Source organism: Stenotrophomonas sp. 93052_Sma (assembly GCF_056481145.1).
Genome location: NZ_CM151134.1, coordinates 856,945 through 875,001 on the forward strand (window position 1 = coordinate 856,945; position 18,057 = coordinate 875,001).

12 protein-coding genes and 6 pseudogenes are annotated in these 18,057 nt (G+C 67.5%); 6 read left to right on the top strand and 12 right to left on the bottom strand.

The genetic code is table 11. The features are described 5' to 3' along the window. The 5 genes and pseudogenes from ACZK2V_RS03945 to ACZK2V_RS03965 all read right to left on the bottom strand — a co-directional run bounded on the left by ACZK2V_RS03945 (window position 1) and on the right by ACZK2V_RS03965 (window position 6,026). The gene (locus ACZK2V_RS03945) at window positions 1-1,347 is read right to left on the bottom strand and encodes a peptidylprolyl isomerase (RefSeq protein ID WP_032129906.1); all 1,347 of its coding nucleotides are present in this window, start codon (window positions 1,345-1,347) and stop codon (window positions 1-3) included. After that, window positions 1,344-3,845, bottom strand: a complete 2,502-nt coding sequence (gene lptD, locus ACZK2V_RS03950) for an LPS-assembly protein LptD (RefSeq protein ID WP_486322932.1) — start codon at window positions 3,843-3,845, stop codon at window positions 1,344-1,346. The genes ACZK2V_RS03945 and lptD overlap by 4 nt, the downstream gene beginning before the upstream one ends. An 89-nt stretch (window positions 3,846-3,934) precedes the next feature. Then, window positions 3,935-4,873: a histone deacetylase family protein gene (locus ACZK2V_RS03955; RefSeq protein ID WP_032129908.1), complete on the bottom strand. Its 939-nt coding sequence runs from the start codon at window positions 4,871-4,873 to the stop codon at window positions 3,935-3,937. 9 nt (window positions 4,874-4,882) lie between these two features. After that, a pseudogene (locus ACZK2V_RS03960) lies at window positions 4,883-5,435 on the bottom strand (cob(I)yrinic acid a,c-diamide adenosyltransferase). Between the two features lie 8 nt (window positions 5,436-5,443). Beyond that, window positions 5,444-6,026, bottom strand: a pseudogene (locus ACZK2V_RS03965) (hypothetical protein). 106 nt (window positions 6,027-6,132) lie between these two features. Here ACZK2V_RS03965 and ubiH point away from each other — a divergent pair. Together ubiH and ACZK2V_RS03975 are read left to right on the top strand one after the other, a co-directional pair. Then, a pseudogene (ubiH, locus tag ACZK2V_RS03970) lies at window positions 6,133-7,335 on the top strand (2-octaprenyl-6-methoxyphenyl hydroxylase). Continuing rightward, window positions 7,332-8,513 (top strand): UbiH/UbiF family hydroxylase, encoded by a 1,182-nt coding sequence (locus ACZK2V_RS03975; protein WP_049398145.1) that lies wholly within the window; start codon window positions 7,332-7,334, stop codon window positions 8,511-8,513. The pseudogene ubiH and the gene ACZK2V_RS03975 overlap by 4 nt, the downstream one beginning before the upstream one ends. A gap of 211 nt (window positions 8,514-8,724) precedes the next feature. Here ACZK2V_RS03975 and ACZK2V_RS03980 read toward each other — a convergent pair. The 6 genes and pseudogenes from ACZK2V_RS03980 to ACZK2V_RS04005 form a co-directional block, all read right to left on the bottom strand. Beyond that, window positions 8,725-9,119 (bottom strand): annotated as a pseudogene (locus ACZK2V_RS03980) (EF-hand domain-containing protein). Window positions 9,120-9,166: 47 nt separating this feature from the next. Then, window positions 9,167-10,234 (bottom strand): 23S rRNA (cytidine(2498)-2'-O)-methyltransferase RlmM, encoded by a 1,068-nt coding sequence (gene rlmM, locus ACZK2V_RS03985; RefSeq protein ID WP_486322933.1) that lies wholly within the window; start codon window positions 10,232-10,234, stop codon window positions 9,167-9,169. Beyond that, window positions 10,218-10,778, bottom strand: coding sequence for a nucleoside deaminase (locus ACZK2V_RS03990; protein WP_004154307.1), 561 nt, complete (start codon window positions 10,776-10,778; stop codon window positions 10,218-10,220). The genes rlmM and ACZK2V_RS03990 overlap by 17 nt, the downstream gene beginning before the upstream one ends. Window positions 10,779-10,876: 98 nt before the next feature. After that, the gene (locus ACZK2V_RS03995) at window positions 10,877-11,599 is read right to left on the bottom strand and encodes a DUF6348 family protein (protein WP_049460925.1); all 723 of its coding nucleotides are present in this window, start codon (window positions 11,597-11,599) and stop codon (window positions 10,877-10,879) included. A 46-nt stretch (window positions 11,600-11,645) separates the two neighbouring features. Continuing rightward, window positions 11,646-12,297 (bottom strand): annotated as a pseudogene (locus ACZK2V_RS04000) (hypothetical protein). Between the two features lie 43 nt (window positions 12,298-12,340). Then, a pseudogene (locus ACZK2V_RS04005) lies at window positions 12,341-14,087 on the bottom strand (glutamine--tRNA ligase/YqeY domain fusion protein). 259 nt (window positions 14,088-14,346) lie between these two features. Here ACZK2V_RS04005 and ACZK2V_RS04010 point away from each other — a divergent pair. The 4 genes from ACZK2V_RS04010 to ACZK2V_RS04025 all read left to right on the top strand — a co-directional run bounded on the left by ACZK2V_RS04010 (window position 14,347) and on the right by ACZK2V_RS04025 (window position 17,031). Next, a complete protein-coding gene (locus tag ACZK2V_RS04010; protein WP_049460931.1) occupies window positions 14,347-14,610 on the top strand; it encodes a putative signal transducing protein in 264 nt (87 codons plus the stop codon). A gap of 30 nt (window positions 14,611-14,640) precedes the next feature. Beyond that, on the top strand, window positions 14,641-15,306 hold the full coding sequence (gene msrA, locus ACZK2V_RS04015; RefSeq protein WP_049460935.1) for a peptide-methionine (S)-S-oxide reductase MsrA: 666 nt from the start codon (window positions 14,641-14,643) through the stop codon (window positions 15,304-15,306). 764 nt (window positions 15,307-16,070) lie between these two features. Beyond that, window positions 16,071-16,757 carry an IS110 family transposase gene (locus tag ACZK2V_RS04020; protein WP_486322934.1) on the top strand — a complete coding sequence of 229 codons (687 nt, stop codon included), beginning with the start codon at window positions 16,071-16,073 and terminating at the stop codon, window positions 16,755-16,757. Beyond that, on the top strand, window positions 16,690-17,031 hold the full coding sequence (locus ACZK2V_RS04025; protein ID WP_486322935.1) for a transposase: 342 nt from the start codon (window positions 16,690-16,692) through the stop codon (window positions 17,029-17,031). Before ACZK2V_RS04020 ends, ACZK2V_RS04025 begins: the two co-directional genes overlap by 68 nt. A gap of 65 nt (window positions 17,032-17,096) precedes the next feature. Here ACZK2V_RS04025 and ACZK2V_RS04030 read toward each other — a convergent pair whose 3' ends face one another. After that, window positions 17,097-18,053 (bottom strand): transaldolase, encoded by a 957-nt coding sequence (locus tag ACZK2V_RS04030; protein ID WP_486322936.1) that lies wholly within the window; start codon window positions 18,051-18,053, stop codon window positions 17,097-17,099. Window positions 18,054-18,057: the final 4 nt, after the last annotated feature.

Sequence of the window (18,057 nt, forward strand, 5' to 3'; positions counted from 1 at the left end):
TCAGGACTGCGGCGGCGTGGCGGTGTTTTCCGCGCGGTCGCCGCTGCGGAAGCTGACGTAGGCTTCGCCACGCAGTTCCTGCAGGAAGCGGTTGTACTCGTCTTCCAGCTTGCGGCGGCCGATGGTCTCGCGGACCTGGGCACGCTGGTTGTCAGTGGTCACGTCGGTCTGGCGGGTGCCCACGCGCTGCACGATGTGCCAGCCCGCATCGGTGCGGAACGGCTGGCTGACGCCACCGTCCTGGATGCCGGACACCTGCTGGCCGAACGCCGGACCGAACGCGTCGGCCGGGAACCAGCCCAGATCGCCGCCCTGGCCCTTGCTGTTGTTGTCCTCGGAGGACTCCTTGGCCACGGTCTCGAAGTCCGCGCCACCGGCGATGCGGGCACGCAGGGTATCGATCTTGGCCTTGGCGGCAGCGTCGGTCTGGTGATCGTCCACGCGCACCAGGATGTGGCGGCCGTGGTACTCGGTGACCGTGTGCTCGCCACCGCTGGCGGCGCTGGCATCACGCACTTCCACCAGCTTCAGCAGCTGGAAGCCGCTGGGGCCGCGGATCGGGCCGACCACTTCGCCGGGCTTCATCTTTTCCATCATCTGCGCGAAGGCCTGCGGGATTTCGTCCAGGCTGCGCCAGCCCAGGTCGCCGCCTTCCAGCGCGTTGGGGCTGTCCGAATAACGCACGGCGGCGGCGTTGAAGTCCAGCTCACCCTTGTCCAGCAGGGCCTTCACGCCTTCGGCCTTCTTCTGGCCGGTGGCGATCTGGTCGGCGTTGGAGCCGTCGGGCAGGGCGATCAGGATGTGCGCCAGGTGGTACTGGTTGCCAACCGTGGCCTGCTGCTTCAGGGCGGCGTCGACTTCGCCCTCGCTGACGCTGATGCGGCTCTGCGCGAAGCTCTGGCGCAGGCGCTGCACGGTGATTTCATCGCGCACCGAAGCGCGGAAATCGTTGAAGTCGATGCCGTCGTGGGCCAGGCGCTGGCGCAGTGCATCCAGGTTCGAGCCGTTCTGCTGGGCGATGGCATTCATCGCCTGGTTCAGCTCCTGGTCGCTGACGCGGATGCCGCTGCCCTGGGCGCGGGCCACCTGCAGCTTGACCAGCACCAGGCGCTCGAGCACCTGGCGGCTGAGTACGTCTTCCGGCGGCAGCTGGTTTTCACGGCCGGCGTACTGCGCCTTGATGTTGGCGATCGCACGCTGGAGCTCGCTCTGCAGGATCACGTCCTCGTCGACGACGGCGGCGATGCGGTCCAACGGCTGCGCCTCCTGCGCGAGCACCTGCAGGGGGGCGGACACGCTGGACACCGCCAGCAGGGAGGCGAGAAGAACGGGGAAGCGCTTGGTCATGGGATCTGATTCGGATCGTAGTCATCCCGGGTCGCCCCGGTGTTGCTGGGCGGCACGAGATAGAGGTCGTCGCGGTTGTAGCCGAGGATAGCACGGCGCAGCGTACGGTCCGTGTCCTGGCCGATGGAGCTGAGGCCCTTGAGGACGAACTCCAGCTGGATGGAATTGTTCATGTCGCCTTCGCGGTTGCGCACGTAGCGGCGGGCCACTGCACGCACGGCCAGGCAGCAGCTGTCCCACTGCACGCCGGCGATGATCTCCAGCGGTTCCTTGTCCTGCAGCGAGTAGTAATACCGGCCCACCAGGCTCCAGCGCGCATTCAGCGGGTACAGGAACGACAGGTCGGCCTGCTCCAGCAGGGTCCGGTCATGCTTGTTGGCGGTTGCCGGGGCGCCGGCATTGATGCGGTAGCGGTAGCTGAGGTTGATCACGCCATCGTTGGGCATCAGATAACGGGCGCGGACGCTGGCCAGATCCTCGCGCTTGTACTTCGGGTCCCACTGGTAGGTGGCGCCCAGGGTCCAGCGGTCGTTGATCATGTAGTTGCCGTCGGCGATCCACGCCGACTTGCCCTTCTCCACCGGCGCGCCGCCCGGCGTGGTGCTCACCCGCGATTCGTCGAAGTACTGGATCTGGCCGATCGCGGCCGAGAAGCGTTCCTTGCCGGTGGTCTGGTCGATGAAGCGGGTGCCCAGTGCCAGGGTCAGCTGGTTGGCATCGTTCTGGCGGTCGGCGCCGGTATAGCGCGAGTCGCGGAACAGCTGGCCCCAGCTGAAGGTGAAGTCACGGGTGTCGAAGATCGGCAGCTCGTCCTGGTTGCGGTAGGGGGTGCGCAGGTAGAACAGGCGCGGCTCCAGGGTCTGCAGGAATGACTTGCCTCCGATCGACGTCTCGCGATCGAAGAACAGGCCGGCATCAAGGCTGCCGATCGGCAGGCTGCGGCTGGGCGAGGTATTGCCGCGCAGCTGTTCCGGAGTGGCCGTGGCCGGGTCGATGCCCTGCGAGCGCAGGATCTGGGCCTGGATGCCCCTTACCCCATCCACTAGACCACGGTCCAGTTGATAGGCGGTGTAGCGGTAGGCCAGGGTAGGGGTCACATACCAAGCTGCGCCACTGATCGGGAACGACACATACGGCTTCACGTCCAGTCGCGAACCGCCGCTGACACCGACGCCGTCGGTCCACTGCACTCCATTACGGGTGTACTGCAGATCCTCGCCGGCGCCGACGGCATTCTTGAAGTTGACGTCGTCATGCGTGAAGCGCACCGCTTCGGTGTAGATGCCGGTTTCCAGCCACGGCAGCACCGGCTTGTTCCAGTTGAAGAACAGGCGTGGCTCGCGGTTGTAGGGCAGGGCGCGCTCGTCGAGGGTGTAGTCGGTCAGCTGCCAGCGGTCGGCCATGATGCCGGCCGTCCAGTTCTGGCCGGTGCCGTACAGGCCGATGGTGCTCTGCAGGTTGGAGGCGGTCACCCCCACCAGGCGATTGGCGAAGTCCTCGACATAGCGTTCGTCGCTCACCCAGGCCAGGTTGGCGCGGGCCTGCCAGTGGCTGTTCACGTTGTGGTAGCCGTCGAACATCACCCGGCCGCGGTCGCGGTCGCGCAGCTTGTCGTTGGGCATGTAGCTGGTCAGCACCTCGCCACGGCCGCCGTTGTAGAGGTAGCGGAACTCATTGTCGAGCAGCAGGCCGCGCCGGCTCATGTAGCGCGGGGTCAGGGTGTCGTCGTAGTTCGGCGCCAGATTGAAGTAGATCGGCTGCGCGTAGTCGACACCGTTGCGGCCGGACATGCCCAGCTGCGGGAACAGCAGGCCGGTCTTGCGACGGTCATCGATCGGGAACTTGAAGTAGGGCGCCCACAGCACCGGCACCTTGCCGATGCGCAGCACGGCGTTGCGGGCCGTGCCGAAGCCTTCGTCGTTGTCCACTTCGATCTGCGGCGCCGACAGCTTCCACACCGGCTGCGACGGGTCGCAGGTGGTGTAGGTGGAGCGGTGCATCTGGCCGACCGCGCCCTGCAGGTCGACCGACTCGGCATCACCGTTGCCCCGGCGCGACACCAGCTGGTACTTGATGTCGGAGATCTTGTGGGTGTCGCTTTCCTGGTTGCCTTCGGCGCGCTTGGCGACCATCCGGATCGACCCGTCCTGGTAGCGGACATTGCCGTCGGCGATGTAGTTGCCGGTCTCGGTGTCGAAGCTGAGCTTGTCGGTACCGACGAACTGGTCACCCCGGCGCAGCGCCACGTTGCCCTCGTACTGCGGCACCGTGGTGGTGCCCAGCAGCTGGTCGCCTTCGATGTCGGTCGGCTGGTTCTCGCGGGCGGCTGCGGCAGCAGCCTTGTCCTGGGCCGGGACCGGGGTGGGGGCGTCGGTGAACGCGGGAATGACGTCGGTGGCCGGGCACAGGCCCCAGTTGAGCGGCTTATCATCGGCCATCGCCGGCAGGCTGATGGCGATGCTCAGAGGCAGGGGAAGCAGGCGGAGGGCTCGGCGCACGCGGTTCGGATTCGGGCGAAAACGGACGGTAGCTTGCCCCATCCCTTGCATAGGGGCAATGAAGGGCGCCGGAGCCTGCCGGTTCGGGTTCATCCGGCGGAGGCACCCGCAGAGGGGGTGATCAGGGCCTGGACATGGGCCACGCTGCACTCGGCCAGGGCCTGCAGGTCGTAGCCGCCCTCCAGCATCGAGACCACCCGGCCGGCGGCGTGACGGCGTGCCAGCGCATGCAGTTCACGGGTGATCCAGGCGAAATCGTCGGTCTCCAGCATCAGATCGGCCTGCGGGTCGCGCAGGTGGGCGTCGAAGCCGGCGGAGATCAGCAGCAGCTGCGGACGGAAGTCGTCGATGGCTGGCAGCATCTCGTCGGCCCAGACGTTGCGGAAGCGGAAGCCGCCGCTGCCCGGTGGCAACAGGATGTTCATCAGGTTGCCGGCACCGCGGTCGCGGCGCAGGCCGGAATTGGGGAACAGCCCGGCCTGGTGGGTGCTGTAGTAGGAGACCCGGGCATCGTGCTGGAAGATGTCCTGGGTGCCATTGCCGTGGTGGACGTCGAAATCGACCACCGCGATCCGCTCCAGGCCATGGCGGTCACGGGCATAGGCGGCAGCGATGGCGATGTTGTTCAGCAGGCAGAAGCCCATCGCCGTGCTGCTGGTGGCGTGGTGGCCCGGCGGGCGTACCGCGCAGAAGGCCAGCGGGTCCTCGCCCAGCATTACCGCATCGACCGCGGCCACACCGGCACCGGCGGCGTGCACGGCGGCGCTGGCCGAACCTGGCGAGGTCCAGGTGTCCATGTCCAGCTGGCGCAGCGGCGCGGTCTGCGGCTGCAGCACGAAGTCGAGCAGGGCGCTGTCGTGGACCCGGGTCAGTTCGCCGAACTTGGCCGGCGGCGCCTCGCGCCAGTCCAGCTGATCAGGGAAGGCGGCGTGCAGTGCGTCGAGTACGTACTGCAGGCGCTGCGGGCACTCCGGATGGCCGGGGCCGGGGTCATGCAGCAGGCAGGACGGGTGGGTATAGACCAGCATCGTGCCGACTCAGCGCTGGCGCTGCTGTGGCTGCCACAGCGCTTCGCCGTGGCCATCGGCACGGGCCAGCACCCGGGCCAGCACGAACAGCAGGTCCGACAGCCGGTTGAGGTACTGCAGCGCTTCGCTGCGCACAGCCTCGTGGCGGGCCAGGGTGACCGTTTCGCGCTCGGCGCGGCGGACGATGGTGCGGGCCAGATGGCAGCGCGGCGGCCTCGCCGCCGGCCGGCAGGATGAATTCCTTCAGCATCGGCAGGTCGGCGTTGTAATGGTCCAGCTGCTGTTCCAGCGCCGAGACGTCCGCGGCGTGGATCGCGGCATGGCCGGGAATGCACAGCTCGGCGCCCAGGTCGAACAGCTGGTGCTGCAGATGCACCACCAGCGCGCGCACATCCTCGGGCAGGGGCGCGGCCAGCAGCAGGCCGAGCGCGGCATTGGCCTCGTCGACGGTGCCGTATGAGGCGACACGGGCGTCATCCTTGGCCACGCGCTGGCCGTCGCCAAGGCCGGTACTGCCGTCGTCGCCGGTGCGGGTGTAGATGCGCGAGAGGCGATGACCCATGGTGCGGCTCAGTGGCGGATGTCGCGGCGGGCCTGCTGGAGCTTCAACACCTGCTCCACGGCCAGCTGCAGCGCGGCAGCCAGCGCCACATAGATCGCCGTGGTGCGCAGGTAGGGCCCGAACCACTGTGCGTAGTTCTGTGCCCAGCCGGCCAGGGTCGGCTCGGCCACGTTGCGGCTGCTCCAGTAGAAACCGCCCTGTGCCAGCAGGTGGCAGATCGCCACCGAAGCGACCAGCAGCACTGCGCCCTTGGCCAGTACCGGCCAGCGCGCTCTGGTAGTTGCGGCCCAGCAGCATGCCGCCGGCCCACAAAGAGAAGTAGGCCGGCAGCAGCAGCCAGTAGCCCGGCGACACGCAGTAGTGCTGCCAGAAATCCAGACCGCTGCTGCGGATCACGATCCAGTCCACCAGCACCGCGAACACCATCAGCAGCGGGAACGCCCAGCGCGTCCAGCGCGCCAGGTAGAAGCCACCGATGAAGAACACGGCCCAGGAGGCATCCGGAATGGCCGCGAAGTGATTGACCCGGGTCGCCGCCAGCAGCAGTACGAGTACGGACAGGACGAAGGCGCGGTTGGCGGTATCGGACATGGTGGGGGCCCGGAGCGGATTCAGGTTTCATTCTAGCCCGCCGCGCAGGTTGGCGCAGGTGCCGCCCGTTCGGCGTACAGTCGGGGCGAGCGCGTATCATGAACACATGAGTGAACGACATGACGTGCTGATTGTCGGTGGTGGCCTGGTCGGTGCCAGCCTGGCCATTGCCCTGGACCGCCTGGGCCGCGACGTGGGCCTGCTTGAGGCCAGCCCGGCCGGCGAGCTGCCTGCGGTGTTCGACCAGCGCAATCTCAGTTTCGCCGCTGCCACCGTCAATGCGCTGACCGCGCTGGGGGTGATGCAGAAGCTGGCGATGGCACCGGGCCCGATCCGGCGCATCCATGTCAGTCGTGCCGGCGATTTCGGCCGTGTGCAGCTCGAAGCGGCCGATTACGACCGGCCGTGGTTCGGCCAGGTGGTGGTCGCGCGATTTCGGCCAGGCGCTGGAAGCGCGCCTGCAGGAACTGCCGCGCCTGCGCCGTTACCGGCCGATGCGGTTCCTGGGGCTGGGTGAGGTGGTCGATGGTTACCGCCAGGTACGGGTGGCTGACGAGGCTGGCGAACGCGTGCTGCTGGCACGGTTGGTGGTGGGGGCCGATGGCACCACCAGCGGCGTGCGTGGCGCGCTGGGCATCGAAGTCGACCGCCATGATTTCCAGCAGACCCTGTTCGTGGCCCGCGTGCGCAGCCAGCGCGCCGGATGGCACCGCCTGGGAACGCTTCACCGATACCGGCCCAACCGCCCTGCTGCCGCGTGGCGATCGTCACTTCGGCACCGTGCACGGCGTAGCGCGCGACCAGGCCGATGCGGTGATGGCGTTGGACGATGCGGCCTGGCTGCAACGCCTGCAGAGCGCGATCGGCTGGCGTGCCGGCCGCCTGCTCGAGTCCGGCCCGCGCAGCGCCTACCCGCTCATCCAGGTGCTGGCGCGCGCTGGCCGGTGAGCGCACGGTGCTGCTCGGCAATGCCGCGCAGACCATCCATCCGCTGGGCGCACAGGGCTTCAACCTGGGCCTTCGCGATGCGCTGACCCTGGCCGAACTGCTGGAGGATGCGCATGAGGATGCCGGCAGTGATGCACTGCTGAAGGCCTACGTCGCGCGTCGCGAGGAAGATCGCCGGCAGACGGTGGCGTTCTCCGGTGGGCTGGCACGATTGACCAGCAACCCGGCACCGCTGATGCGGCCGCTGCGCAGCCTCGGCCTGGTGGCCGCACAGCGCGCGTCGGTGCAGTCGATGCTGGTCGGTGGTGCGATGGGCTTCCGTGGTGACGTGCCGCGCCTGTGCCGCGGAGAAGCCGCATGAGCCGGCGCACGCGTCTTGATGTGGCCATCGTTGGTGGTGGCGTGGTCGGTGCCGCGTGTGCGCTGGCGCTGGCCGATGCCGGCCTGTCGGTAGCGCTGGTGGAAGGCCGTGAACCGGCACCGTGGCAGGCCGCACAGCCGGACCTGCGCGTGTTCGCCTTCGCCGCTGACAACGTGCAGCTGTTGAACCGCCTGGGTGTGTGGCCGGCGATCGCGCAGGCCCGCGCCTGGCCTTACCGGCGCATGCAGGTGTGGGATGCGGCCGGTGGCGAGGATCTGCTGTTCGACGCCGATCGCTTCGGCCGTCGTGAGCTGGGCTACATCGTCGAGAACGGCCTGCTGCAGGATCGTCTGTGGGCGGCGCTGCCGGCGGCGGGCGTGCAGCTGCACTGCCCAGCACGGGTGGAAGCGCTGGAACAGGATGAAGACGGCGTGCGCCTGCGGCTGGATGACGGGCGCCGCCTGGAAGCGGCACTGGCGGTGGCCGCCGACGGTGCCGAGTCAACCCTGCGCCAGCTGGCCGGGATCGAGGTTGAAAAGCATGACTACCACCAGCGTGGCGTGGTGGCCTATGTGGACAGCGATCTTCCCAACCAGGCCACGGCCTGGCAGCGCTTCCTGCCGACCGGGCCGCTGGCGCTGCTGCCGGTGGCCGAGCGTCGCAGTTCGATCGTCTGGACCCTGCCCGAGGATGAAGCGGCTCGCGTGCTGGCCCTGGACGAGGACGCCTTCAACCGCGAACTGACCCGTGCCTTCGCTGCGCGCCTGGGCGAACTGCGATTGGCGTCACCGCGTGCGGCCTTCCCGCTGCGTCGCCAGCTGGCCCGTCACTACGTGGCTGGCCGCGTGCTGGCGCTGGGTGATGCTGCGCATGTGGTGCATCCGCTGGCCGGGCAGGGCGTGAACCTGGGCCTGCGCGATGTCGCCGCCCTGCAGCAGTGGCTGGCGCCGTCGGCCGAACGCCGCGGCCAGCCGCGGCTGTCGCCGCAGCGCCTGCAGCGCTGGGCACGCGAACGGCGCAGCGACAACCACATCGCCGCCTACAGTTTCGATGCGATCAACCGCCTGTTCTCCAACGACGAAATGCACCTGACCCTGGCCCGTGGACGCGCGCTGGGCTGCGTCGGCAAATGGCCGCCGCTGGTGCAGGCGTTCTGGAAGCGCGCCGCCGGCGTCTGACCGGAATACAGGTCGCTCTGGCAGGTGCCAACGTCGCTCTGGTAGGTGCCAACCTTGGTTGGCACAAGGCTGGAAATACCCTCGCCTCATCTGGGCCCAGGATGCCTGATGGATGTGCCAACCAAGGTTGGCACCTACCAGAAGCGGGCTCCGCTACCGCCGTTGATCCAGTAGATCCACGCCATGCGTGGATGAAGATCGCGCCGGTGGATCAATCAACCAGCCAACCAGCCAGGTCGGCACGATCCAGCTTGCCGCGACGCTTCACGTCCAACGCATTGAACTCATCGGCCAGCGCCGGATTGGCCTGCGCTTCCTCGCGGCTGATGAAACCATCGCTGTTCACATCCAGCGCAGCGAAGTGGATGCGGTACTGGCCGACCACGCTGCTTGGTTCCAGCGAACGCACGGTCACCTGTGCCTCGCCGGCCGGCCGTGCAATCTCGACGCTGCCGCTGACCCGGCCGGCATCCAGCGGTTGCTGGCGGATCGCACCGCCGGTCGGGCCCAGTGGCTGGCTCTGTGCAGGGGGTGCGGCAGCTGCTGGGCAATGGCCGGTGCGGCTGCCAGCACGGTGATCAGCATGGCGAGCGGGTGGTATCGCATGGTTCCCTTCCTCGGTAGCGCCGGGCCATGCCCGGCGGGCATGTTCCTCAGCGCAGCGGCGAGGCCAGTACCGTGATCTCCTCACGGTCGTGATAGAGCTGCTTGGCGCGTACCACCAGCGGCTTGCAGGCCTGCTCCTGGAACAGGTCCAGGCACAAGCGGGTTTCGTCCCAGCGCTTCTTCATCGGCAGCTTCAGGTTGAAGATCGCGTGCCTGCACCAGCCTTCGCGGAACCAGGTGGCCATGCGTTCGACCACGCGCCGCGGCTGCTCGACCATGTCGCAGACCATCCAGTCCAGCGGCTGTTCCGGGTGCCAGTGGAAGCCATCGGCGCGCAGGTGCTCGACCAGGCCGGTGTCCAGCACGTGCTGGCGCAGCGGGCCGTTGTCGATGCTCAGCACGTGCATGTGCTGGCGGGTCAGCACCCAGGTCCAGCCGCCGGGTGCGGCACCCAGGTCGGCCGCGCGCATGCCGGGCCTGGCCAGCGCCTCGCGTTCTTCCGGGGTCAACAGGGTCAGCAACGCTTCGTCCAGCTTCAGCGCCGAACGCGATGGCGCTTCGGGCAGCAGCTTCAGGCGCGGAATGCCCAGTGCCCACGGCGCGCTGTCGGCCGGGTCGGCCACGCAGACGAAGGCGTGGGTGCCGTCGACGAACACCACGTGCAGGCGCGGCAGGCGGTCGTTCGGCTTGTCGGTGAGCTTGCCGGCCTTGCGCAGCGCCGGGCGCAGCGCATTGCCGAAGGCACGGGCCAGCCCGGACAGCGGCTTGCCGGCGTCCGAATCGGGATGTTCCACCCACAGGTCGCCGAAGCGCGGCGCATCGGCCAGCACCTCCAGCATCGGGGTGATGCGGTCGCTCGGGTCCAGCTGTGGCAGCTCGGCCAGCACCACCAGCTTCTGCCGAGCGAAGATCAGCTCGCGCCAACGCAGGCGCGGCGCCAGGGCGGCGGCTTCGTCGCACATGAAAAGCACATAGCCGTCATTGCGCTGGGTGCGTGCGTAGCCGGCGAAACCGGCTTCACCTGCGCGGAACTGCAGTTCGCCGGCCAGCTCGGGCTCGAAGCCCTGCCGGCACAGGCACAGCAGGCCGATGCCGGCCTCAGTAACGGGCGCCATCGCTTTCCCCATAGGCACGCAGCACGCTGCGCGCGGCGTCGCGGTTCAGGCCCTGCACCACTTCGATGCCGCGCTTGTTGAGTTCGCCCACCCAGTCGGCGGGCAGCGGACCTTCATCGAACGGGGTCAGTTCCTCGACGTCGGCCGAGTTGGCACCGATCAGCAGGCGGTCGATGCCGGCCCACACGGTGGCACCGTAGCACTGGCAGCACGGCTGCGAGCTGGTGGCCAGGGTGACTGGCGACAGCACTGCGTTCAGGCGCGGGGTCTGCAGGCGCTGCTGGGCCAGCATGTAGGCCATGTTCTCGGCGTGCGCCAGCGAGGTCGCGTGCGGCATCACCCGGTTCACGCCGGCGGCGATGACCTTGTCATCCGGGCCGAACACCACTGCACCGAACGGGCCGCCACTGGCGTGCTCGACGTTCAGCCGCGACAGCTCGATCGCCAGCGCGACCTTGGCCTCATCGCCCGGATATCGACGATCCAGGTCGATCTGGTCGTGGATCCAGGCGGGAAGGGTCAGGTGGACTTGCGCGTACAGCATCGCGGGGGTGCCTCGTAATGGGATGGAAGAAGGTGCGGTTGCTTGGGAAACCGGCGCGCAGTGTAGCCGCACCGGCCTGTATCGGGTGTGGCGGTGGGTCAGCCCGGCGAGCCGGTGCGGATCACTACGTACTGCTTGCGGAACTCCAGCCCGGCCTGCGGCCAGCTGGCCGCGTAGGCGCGCAGCAGGGGCAGGGCGGCGGCGAAGTCGTGGCCGTTGACCCGGCAGTCGGCTTCGCACAGGCCGTCGGCATCGCGCGAGGCGAACAGGCGGATGGCGAGGAACTGGCGGGCTTTCAGCAGCTCATCGAAGGCCTCCATGCTGCGGGTGAACAGGCAGCAGGGGCAGGAACCGTGGTCGTCCTCGCTACAGGTGGAGGCATCCACCTCCTGTGCGCGGTAGTGCGCCAGCGGCCCCAGCACTACGGTGCGCTGGTGTTCCTCGCCGTCATCGCCGGCCGGATAGGTCAGGCCCATCATCGGCAGGCCCTGCGCGTCTTCGGCGCCGATCGCGGTCTGCAGCGTGGCCAGGTCCACCCGCACCCAGGCCTGGAAGCCGGACAGCAGCGATGCCTGCTCATCGGCACCGTTGGCGTGCTGGTACTCGAACAGGCCATCGGCGAACAGCACCGGATGCTGGCTCTCGATGACGGTGGAGGTCTGCCAGCCGCCGTTGTCGCGCGCGTGCGCGGCCATCGCATGCGGGGTCAGGTGCAGGCCGCTGTCCAGCAGCAGCGCGTCGCCGTCGACGTGGCTGGCGATGCCGGCCTCCTGCAGGACCTGCTGCAGCAGCGGGAGGAGGGCGGTGGAGGTCGTGGTCATGTCAGGCCTGTGGATGGGGTGGAACATCCAGGCAAGGCCTGGGGATCTAGCGGTCGAGCGCGTCAAGTTCGGCGCGATATCGCTGCGCGTCGGACTGCTGCTGCGGATCGTTGCCGTGGTCGCGCAGCCAGGTTTCCAACTCGCGGCGATAGTCCGCGCGGAAATCGGCGTTGCCGGGGCTGAAATGCAGCTTGCGTGCCGCCACTTCCACCCGCTCGCGCGCTGGCACGGGCCTGGGCGATGCCGTGCGGGGATTCGTTGGTGAGGATGACGAAGTTGCGCGGGAAACCCGGCGTGTACTTGACCACGAACGGCTGGTCGGGCGCCGGGATGCGGATCGCGTTCTCCAGCGGCCACAGCGAGGCGGTGTTGGTGTGGAACACCACCTCCACGTCGCGGCCCTCGGCGGTGCGCAGCACCCCTTCGTAGCGCCAGATGTACTGCTCGTTCATCGTCGAACTGGTGCGCTCGGACTTCACGATCACCGCTTCACCACGCTCGCCCACCACGTTGAGGAAGGCGGCGTTGAGGAAGTGGCCGAGGAAGATGTTGAGCATCGCCAGCGGGAACACCACGATGGCGTAGCCCGGAAAACGCCGCCACCACGAGACCAGCCCGGCCAGCACCATCGCCGAAAAGAACGTCAGCAGCGGATGCTGCGAGATGAACCAGAACAGGACGGAAAGGGCGGTGATCATCGTCGGAGTCATGCGGGCGCCGTGCTGGCGCCCGCGCAGGTCCTCAGGCCGACCAGGTGTCGCGCAGGGTCACGCTGCGGTTGAACACCGGCTTGGCTTCGGTGTGGTCGCGGCGGTCGGCCACGAAGTAGCCGGTGCGTTCGAACTGGAACGACTGCTCCGGGGCAGCGCTGGCCGCGGCCGGCTCGACATAGCCGGTGACGGTGCGGCGCGATTCCGGATTGAGGTAATCACGATAGGTCTTGCCTTCCGATTCGTCGTCGGGGTTCGGCACCGAGAACAGGCGGTCGTACAGGCGGATCTCGGCCGGCACGCCATGTACGGCGCTGACCCAGTGGATGGTGCCCTTGACCTTGCGGTTGGCGCCTTCCATGCCCGGACGCGATTCCGGATCCAGCCAGCCACGCAGCTCGGTGATGGTGCCGTCGGCATCCTTGATCACTTCATCGCAGCGGATGATGCCGGCACCGCGCAGGCGCACTTCGCCACCCGGGACCAAGCGCTTCCAGCCCTTCGGCGGCACTTCGGCGAAGTCCTCGCGGTCGATCCACACTTCGCGTGCGAACGGCACTTCGCGGCTGCCGAAGCTCTCGTCCTTCGGGTGGTTGCTGAAGGTGAGCTGCTCTACGTGGCCTTCCGGCAGGTTGGTCAGCACCAGCTTGACCGGGTCGACCACCGCCATGCGGCGCGGCGCGGCGCTGTCCAGGTCTTCGCGCAGCGCGCCTTCCAGCACGCTGAAGTCGATCAGCGAATTCTGCTTGCTGATGCCCACGCGCTCGGCGAACAGGCGCATCGCGGCCGGGGTGTAGCCACGGCGACGCAGGCCCTGCAGGGTCGGCATGCGCGGGTCTTCCCAGCCGTCCACCAGCTGCTCGGTAACCAGCGCCATCAGCTTGCGCTTGCTCATCACCGTGTAATTGATGTTCAGGCGCGAGAACTCGATCTGGCGCGGCTTGGCGGCTTCGCGCGGCAGGCCGGCGTCGACCAGCGGCTGGGTCAGCGTGTCGTCATGGGCGAAATCGACGTTGTCCACGCACCAGTCGTACAGCGGGCGGTGGTCTTCGAATTCCAGCGTGCACAGCGAGTGGGTGATGCCCTCGATCGAGTCGCCCAGCGCGTGCGCGAAGTCGTACATCGGGTAGATCGGCCACGCGTTGCCGGTGTTCTGGTGCTCGACGTGCTTGATGCGGTACAGCGCCGGATCGCGCAGGTTGATGTTGCCGCTGGCCATGTCGATCTTGGCGCGCAGGGTGCGCGCCATCCGGGAATTCACCGGCGCGCATGCGGTGGAACAGGTCGAGGTTTTCCTCGACGCTGCGGTCGCGCCACGGCGACGGGCGGCCCGGCTCGGTCAGGGTGCCGCGGTAGGCGCGCACTTCCTCGGCCGACAGGTCGCAGACATAGGCCTTGCCCTGTTCGATCAGCTTTTCGGCGGCCAGGTAATAGGTCTGGAAGTAGTCAGAAGCATGGCGCAGTTCGTTCCAGCTGAAGCCCAGCCAGCGCACGTCGTCCTGGATCGCGGCCACGTATTCCGGGTCTTCCTTGGCCGGGTTGGTGTCATCGAAGCGCAGGTTGCACACGCCGCTGAACTCGCCGGCGATGCCGAAGTTCAGGCAGATCGACTTGGCATGGCCGATGTGCAGGTAGCCGTTCGGTTCCGGCGGGAAACGGGTCTTGATCGCCTGGTGCTTTCCGCTGGCCAGGTCCTCGCGCACGATCTGGCGGATGAAATCGCGCTTTTCGTGGCTGTCGGCGGGGGTCTCGGGGCTGGCGGGGGTGTGCTCGGACATGAGTCGGCGAAAAGAAAGGCAGAAAGACCAACAGTCTAGCGCGTACCGGGCAGGGCTGCCCGGTGGGGCGTGGGGATGCCGGCCAGCGGCCGGCACTACCAGGCCCTCTTCCCGGAAGCGCCGGCCGCCGGCCGGCGGAATGTGGATCGCCGTGCAATTGGGTAGTGCCGGCCGCTGGCCGGCAGAACGGTCATGCGCCGTCACCACCACCATTCAGCCCCCGGGCGTATGCTGGAACCCTGTCCCACGGAGCTGCCGCATGCACATCGTGTACAAGGCCGACAACCTGTTCGACGCCCACCTGGTCAAGCACGCGCTGGAGGATGCCGGCATCCCGGCCTTCGTGTTCGGCGAGTCGTTGCTGGGCGGCATGGGCGAGCTGCCACTGTTCGGCGTGCTGCGGGTGGGCATCCCTGGTGCGGCACGGCCGCAGGCCGAGGACATCGTGGCGGCGCTGGACTTGGGCCACGCGCCGGACGCCCCCATTTCCGATGCAGACGACATAGCCGGCCTTCCGGCGTAGGAGCGCATCATGTTGGGAATTGGCCAGGGCATCCTCGGCATCGGCGCCTTCAAGCAGCGCCTGCCGCGCCCGGAAGAAGCACTGCCGGGGCGTGACCAACCGCTGCCGCTGCACAGCAACCAGCACTTCGTGAACAGCCATCCGCTGAAGGACCGTTTCGCCGGCCTGCAGCAGATCCGCTTCGCGCTGGGCTGCTTCTGGGGCGCCGAGCGCAAGTTCTGGACCGAACCGGGCGTGTACAGCACCTCGGTGGGCTACGCCGGCGGCATCACCCCGAACCCGACCTATGAAGAGGTGTGCTCGGGCCTGACCGGCCACACCGAAGTGGTGCAGGTGGTGTTCGACCCGGCGGTGGTGAGCCTGGAGCGGCTGCTGCAGCTGTTCTGGGAAAGCCACGACCCGACCCAGGGCATGCGCCAGGGCAACGACACCGGCACCCAGTACCGTTCGGCGATCCACGCCACCGACGAGGCGCAGTACGCCGCCGCGCTGGCCAGCCGCGAGGCCTACCAGGCGCAGCTGGCCGCAGCCGGCTACGGGCCGATCACCACCGAGATCGTGTACCCGGCACCGGCGTACTACTACGCCGAGGACTATCACCAGCAGTACCTGGCGAAGAACCCGAACGGTTACTGCGGCATCGGCGGCACCGGGGTGAGCTGCCCGATCGGATTGGATGTGGAGGCGCCGCGCTGACGCGCGGTGGTCCGCCTGCGGCGGGCAACGTCAAAATCAACGTCAACAGCCAAAGCGGCTCTGGGTTGTTGTGAGTTTGGCGGGACGGGTACAGATGGCGGGACACGCCGTAAACCCGTCCATGGGGGCTCGGCCACGGCATCCATGCCGTGGACGGTCCCGCCATCTGCACCCGTCCCGCCTTCGACAGTTTCCCGGTGACGGGGGGCAAGAGCATTGGGTTACTGACGAACTGAAGGAAAACAAAAAGGACGCGGCGTTCGCCGCGTCCTTTTTGTTTGATCCTGCAGTGCTTTCTGTAGAGCGGAGCCATGCTCCGCTCCGAGCAAGCGAAGCGCGCGACCCGCTTTGCTCTTCTTTCTTTCATCCGTGGCGCGCGGCCACCGGAAACTGTCAGAGGGCGGGCGGGTTGGGTTCGCGGGAGTGTCCGCGGCATGGATGCCGCGGCCAAGCCTCCAGGGATGGATTCACGGCGTCTCCCGCGAACCCAACCCGCCCGACCCAGCGCGGCTTTTGCTTTAGCAGTCAGTCGAGCAAGCTTGTATGTTCCTCCCGGCTCCTACGAGGTATGTAGGAGCCAGGGTGGAGGGACCGTCAAGCATGCATCTGCGGATACTAGCCGACAGACGAGTCGAGCGATCCCCATCCCGCACACGAACGTCGATAAAGGATCGTACGGCCCCCAAAGGGGATCGTCGATGTAGGCAAGCTAACGTCGGTGCGGTACCACCCCAGCCCCTTAAAGATAGCTGGGAGCCGTACAAATGTCTGATTCTCTCGATATTGGCGTGGACGTGGACTCCAAGGAGTTCGTACCGGCAGTGGCCGACCGCAAGGCCGGCGACAGGATCGCCAACACCCGGGCCGGCATAGCCCAGTGGCTCAACACCTTGCCCCAGCGATGCCGGATTGGCATGGAGGCGACGGGGCGGTACTACGAGTTGTTGGCTCGGATGGCTGGCCAGGCAGGCCACGTTGTCTATGTGATCAATCCACGTCTGATCAAGTACTACGGCCGGGCGACGGGCTCGCGTGGCAAGACGGACGCCATGGACGCCGAAGCGATCGCCCGGTACGTGAAGAAGGAGAACGATCGCCTGCGTGAATACGTACCGCGTACCGACGAGCAGCAGCAGATGCACGATTTGCTGCGCAAGCGGCAGACGCTGGTAAAGACACGCGCGCCTGGAGCAATCCTTCGGGGTAAGCAAAAGTGCCCCCGGGGAGCTGTCAGATCTGTTCTGCGCTCTGGCTGGGACGCTGTCCGAGCTGGAAAGCGAACTGCAGCGCTTGGGTCGCGATGGAGAGCATGGCGCGCTCTACAAGCGCCTGTTGACCATCCCTGGTATCGGCCCCGCCGTCGCCGCTCACCTGATTTACTACATGACGCGCTGGCCGTTGGCCAACGCCAACGCGTGGATCGCCTGCACCGGCCTGGATCCCCGGCCTAACGAGTCTGGCGGCAGAACGGGACGGCGTCGGCTGTCCAAACAGGGCGCGCCAGTGCTGCGCCAGATGCTCTACATGGCCGCCATGGGGCTCAAGCGGTGTCGTCGGGGGCAACCGCTCTACGACGAGCTGTCAAAACGCGGTCACCCCAGCACCGCCGTCTTCAACATCCTGGCCAGAAAGCTGGCCAGGATCGCCTGGGGTGTCTTCAAAAGCGGCCGGGACTTCGATCCGGCCATGCTGAAGGTGGGTCAAGCCTGCTTCCAGCAGGCTTGACCACGAACATAGGATCTCGACTCTACAAAACGATCCGCCACGAGGGGCTCAGCCGTTGGCCGGAATCACAGTTCCGAACGAATGCGCTCGCGCAGCGCCTGCAGATCCTTGGCAAACGCATCGATACCGGTCGCCAGCTTCTCGGTCGCCATCGGATCGGCCGCCAGATCCGCTGCGAACTTCGCTGCATCGATCGGGGTCACCGCCGCGCCATCCGCCGCACCGGCCACCAGCTTGCGCGGCAGCTCGCCGTGGTCGGCGTCCAGCTTCTCCAGCAGGTCCGGCGAAATCGTCAGGCGGTCGCAACCGGCCAGCGCTTCGATCTGCGCGGTCGAACGGAACGAGGCGCCCATCACCACCGTCGGCGAACCGCGGCGCTTGAATTCGGCATACACGCCGCGAACGAACTTCACGCCCGGGTCTTCATCGATGTTGGCCGGGGTCTGGCCGTTGGCCACGTACCAGTCCAGGATGCGGCCGACGAACGGCGAGATCAGGAACGCGCCGGCTTCGCTGCAGGCCAGCGCCTGGGTCGGGTTGAAGATCAGGGTCAGGTTGCAGTCGATGCCTTCGGCCTGCAGGATGCGCGCGGCTTCCACGCCTTCCCAGGTCGCGGCGATCTTGATCAGGATCTTCTCGCGCGGCACGCCGGCATCGGCGTACATCTGGATGAACTGGCGGGCCTTGGCTACGGTGGCAGCGGTGTCGTGGGCCTGGTCGGCATCCACTTCGGTGGACACGCGGCCCGGCACCAGCGTGCTCAGCAGCGCGCCGACGCCGATGGTCAGGCGGTCGGCCACGGCGTGCACCACGGCTTCGCGGTCGCCACTCTGCCGGCGGCCCCAGGCCAGTTCGCGTTCGATCAGCTCGGCGTAGACCGGCAGGTCCAGCGCCTTCTTCACCAGGGTCGGGTTGGTGGTGCAGTCCACCGGCTGCAGGCGCTTGATCGCCTCGTAGTCACCGGTATCGGCAACGACCACGGACAGTTCGCGCAGCTGGGACAGTTTGGACGGGGTACTCATTATG

Bases quoted from the DNA above. Each gene is read 5' to 3' on its own strand.
- ACZK2V_RS03945 (WP_032129906.1), bottom strand. From the start codon at position 1,347: ATGACCAAGCGCTTCCCCGTTCTTCTCGCCTCCCTGCTGGCGGTGTCC.
- ACZK2V_RS03955 (WP_032129908.1), bottom strand. From the start codon at position 4,873: ATGCTGGTCTATACCCACCCGTCCTGCCTGCTGCATGACCCCGGCCCC.
- ACZK2V_RS03995 (WP_049460925.1), bottom strand. From the start codon at position 11,599: ATGACCACGACCTCCACCGCCCTCCTCCCGCTGCTGCAGCAGGTCCTG.
- ACZK2V_RS04010 (WP_049460931.1), top strand. From the start codon at position 14,347: ATGCACATCGTGTACAAGGCCGACAACCTGTTCGACGCCCACCTGGTC.
- ACZK2V_RS04030 (WP_486322936.1), bottom strand. From the start codon at position 18,053: ATGAGTACCCCGTCCAAACTGTCCCAGCTGCGCGAACTGTCCGTGGTC.
- ACZK2V_RS03990 (WP_004154307.1), bottom strand. From the start codon at position 10,778: ATGCTGTACGCGCAAGTCCACCTGACCCTTCCCGCCTGGATCCACGAC.
- ACZK2V_RS04025 (WP_486322935.1), top strand. From the start codon at position 16,690: ATGACGCGCTGGCCGTTGGCCAACGCCAACGCGTGGATCGCCTGCACC.
- ACZK2V_RS03975 (WP_049398145.1), top strand. From the start codon at position 7,332: ATGAGCCGGCGCACGCGTCTTGATGTGGCCATCGTTGGTGGTGGCGTG.
- ACZK2V_RS04020 (WP_486322934.1), top strand. From the start codon at position 16,071: ATGTCTGATTCTCTCGATATTGGCGTGGACGTGGACTCCAAGGAGTTC.
- rlmM (WP_486322933.1), bottom strand. From the start codon at position 10,234: ATGGCGCCCGTTACTGAGGCCGGCATCGGCCTGCTGTGCCTGTGCCGG.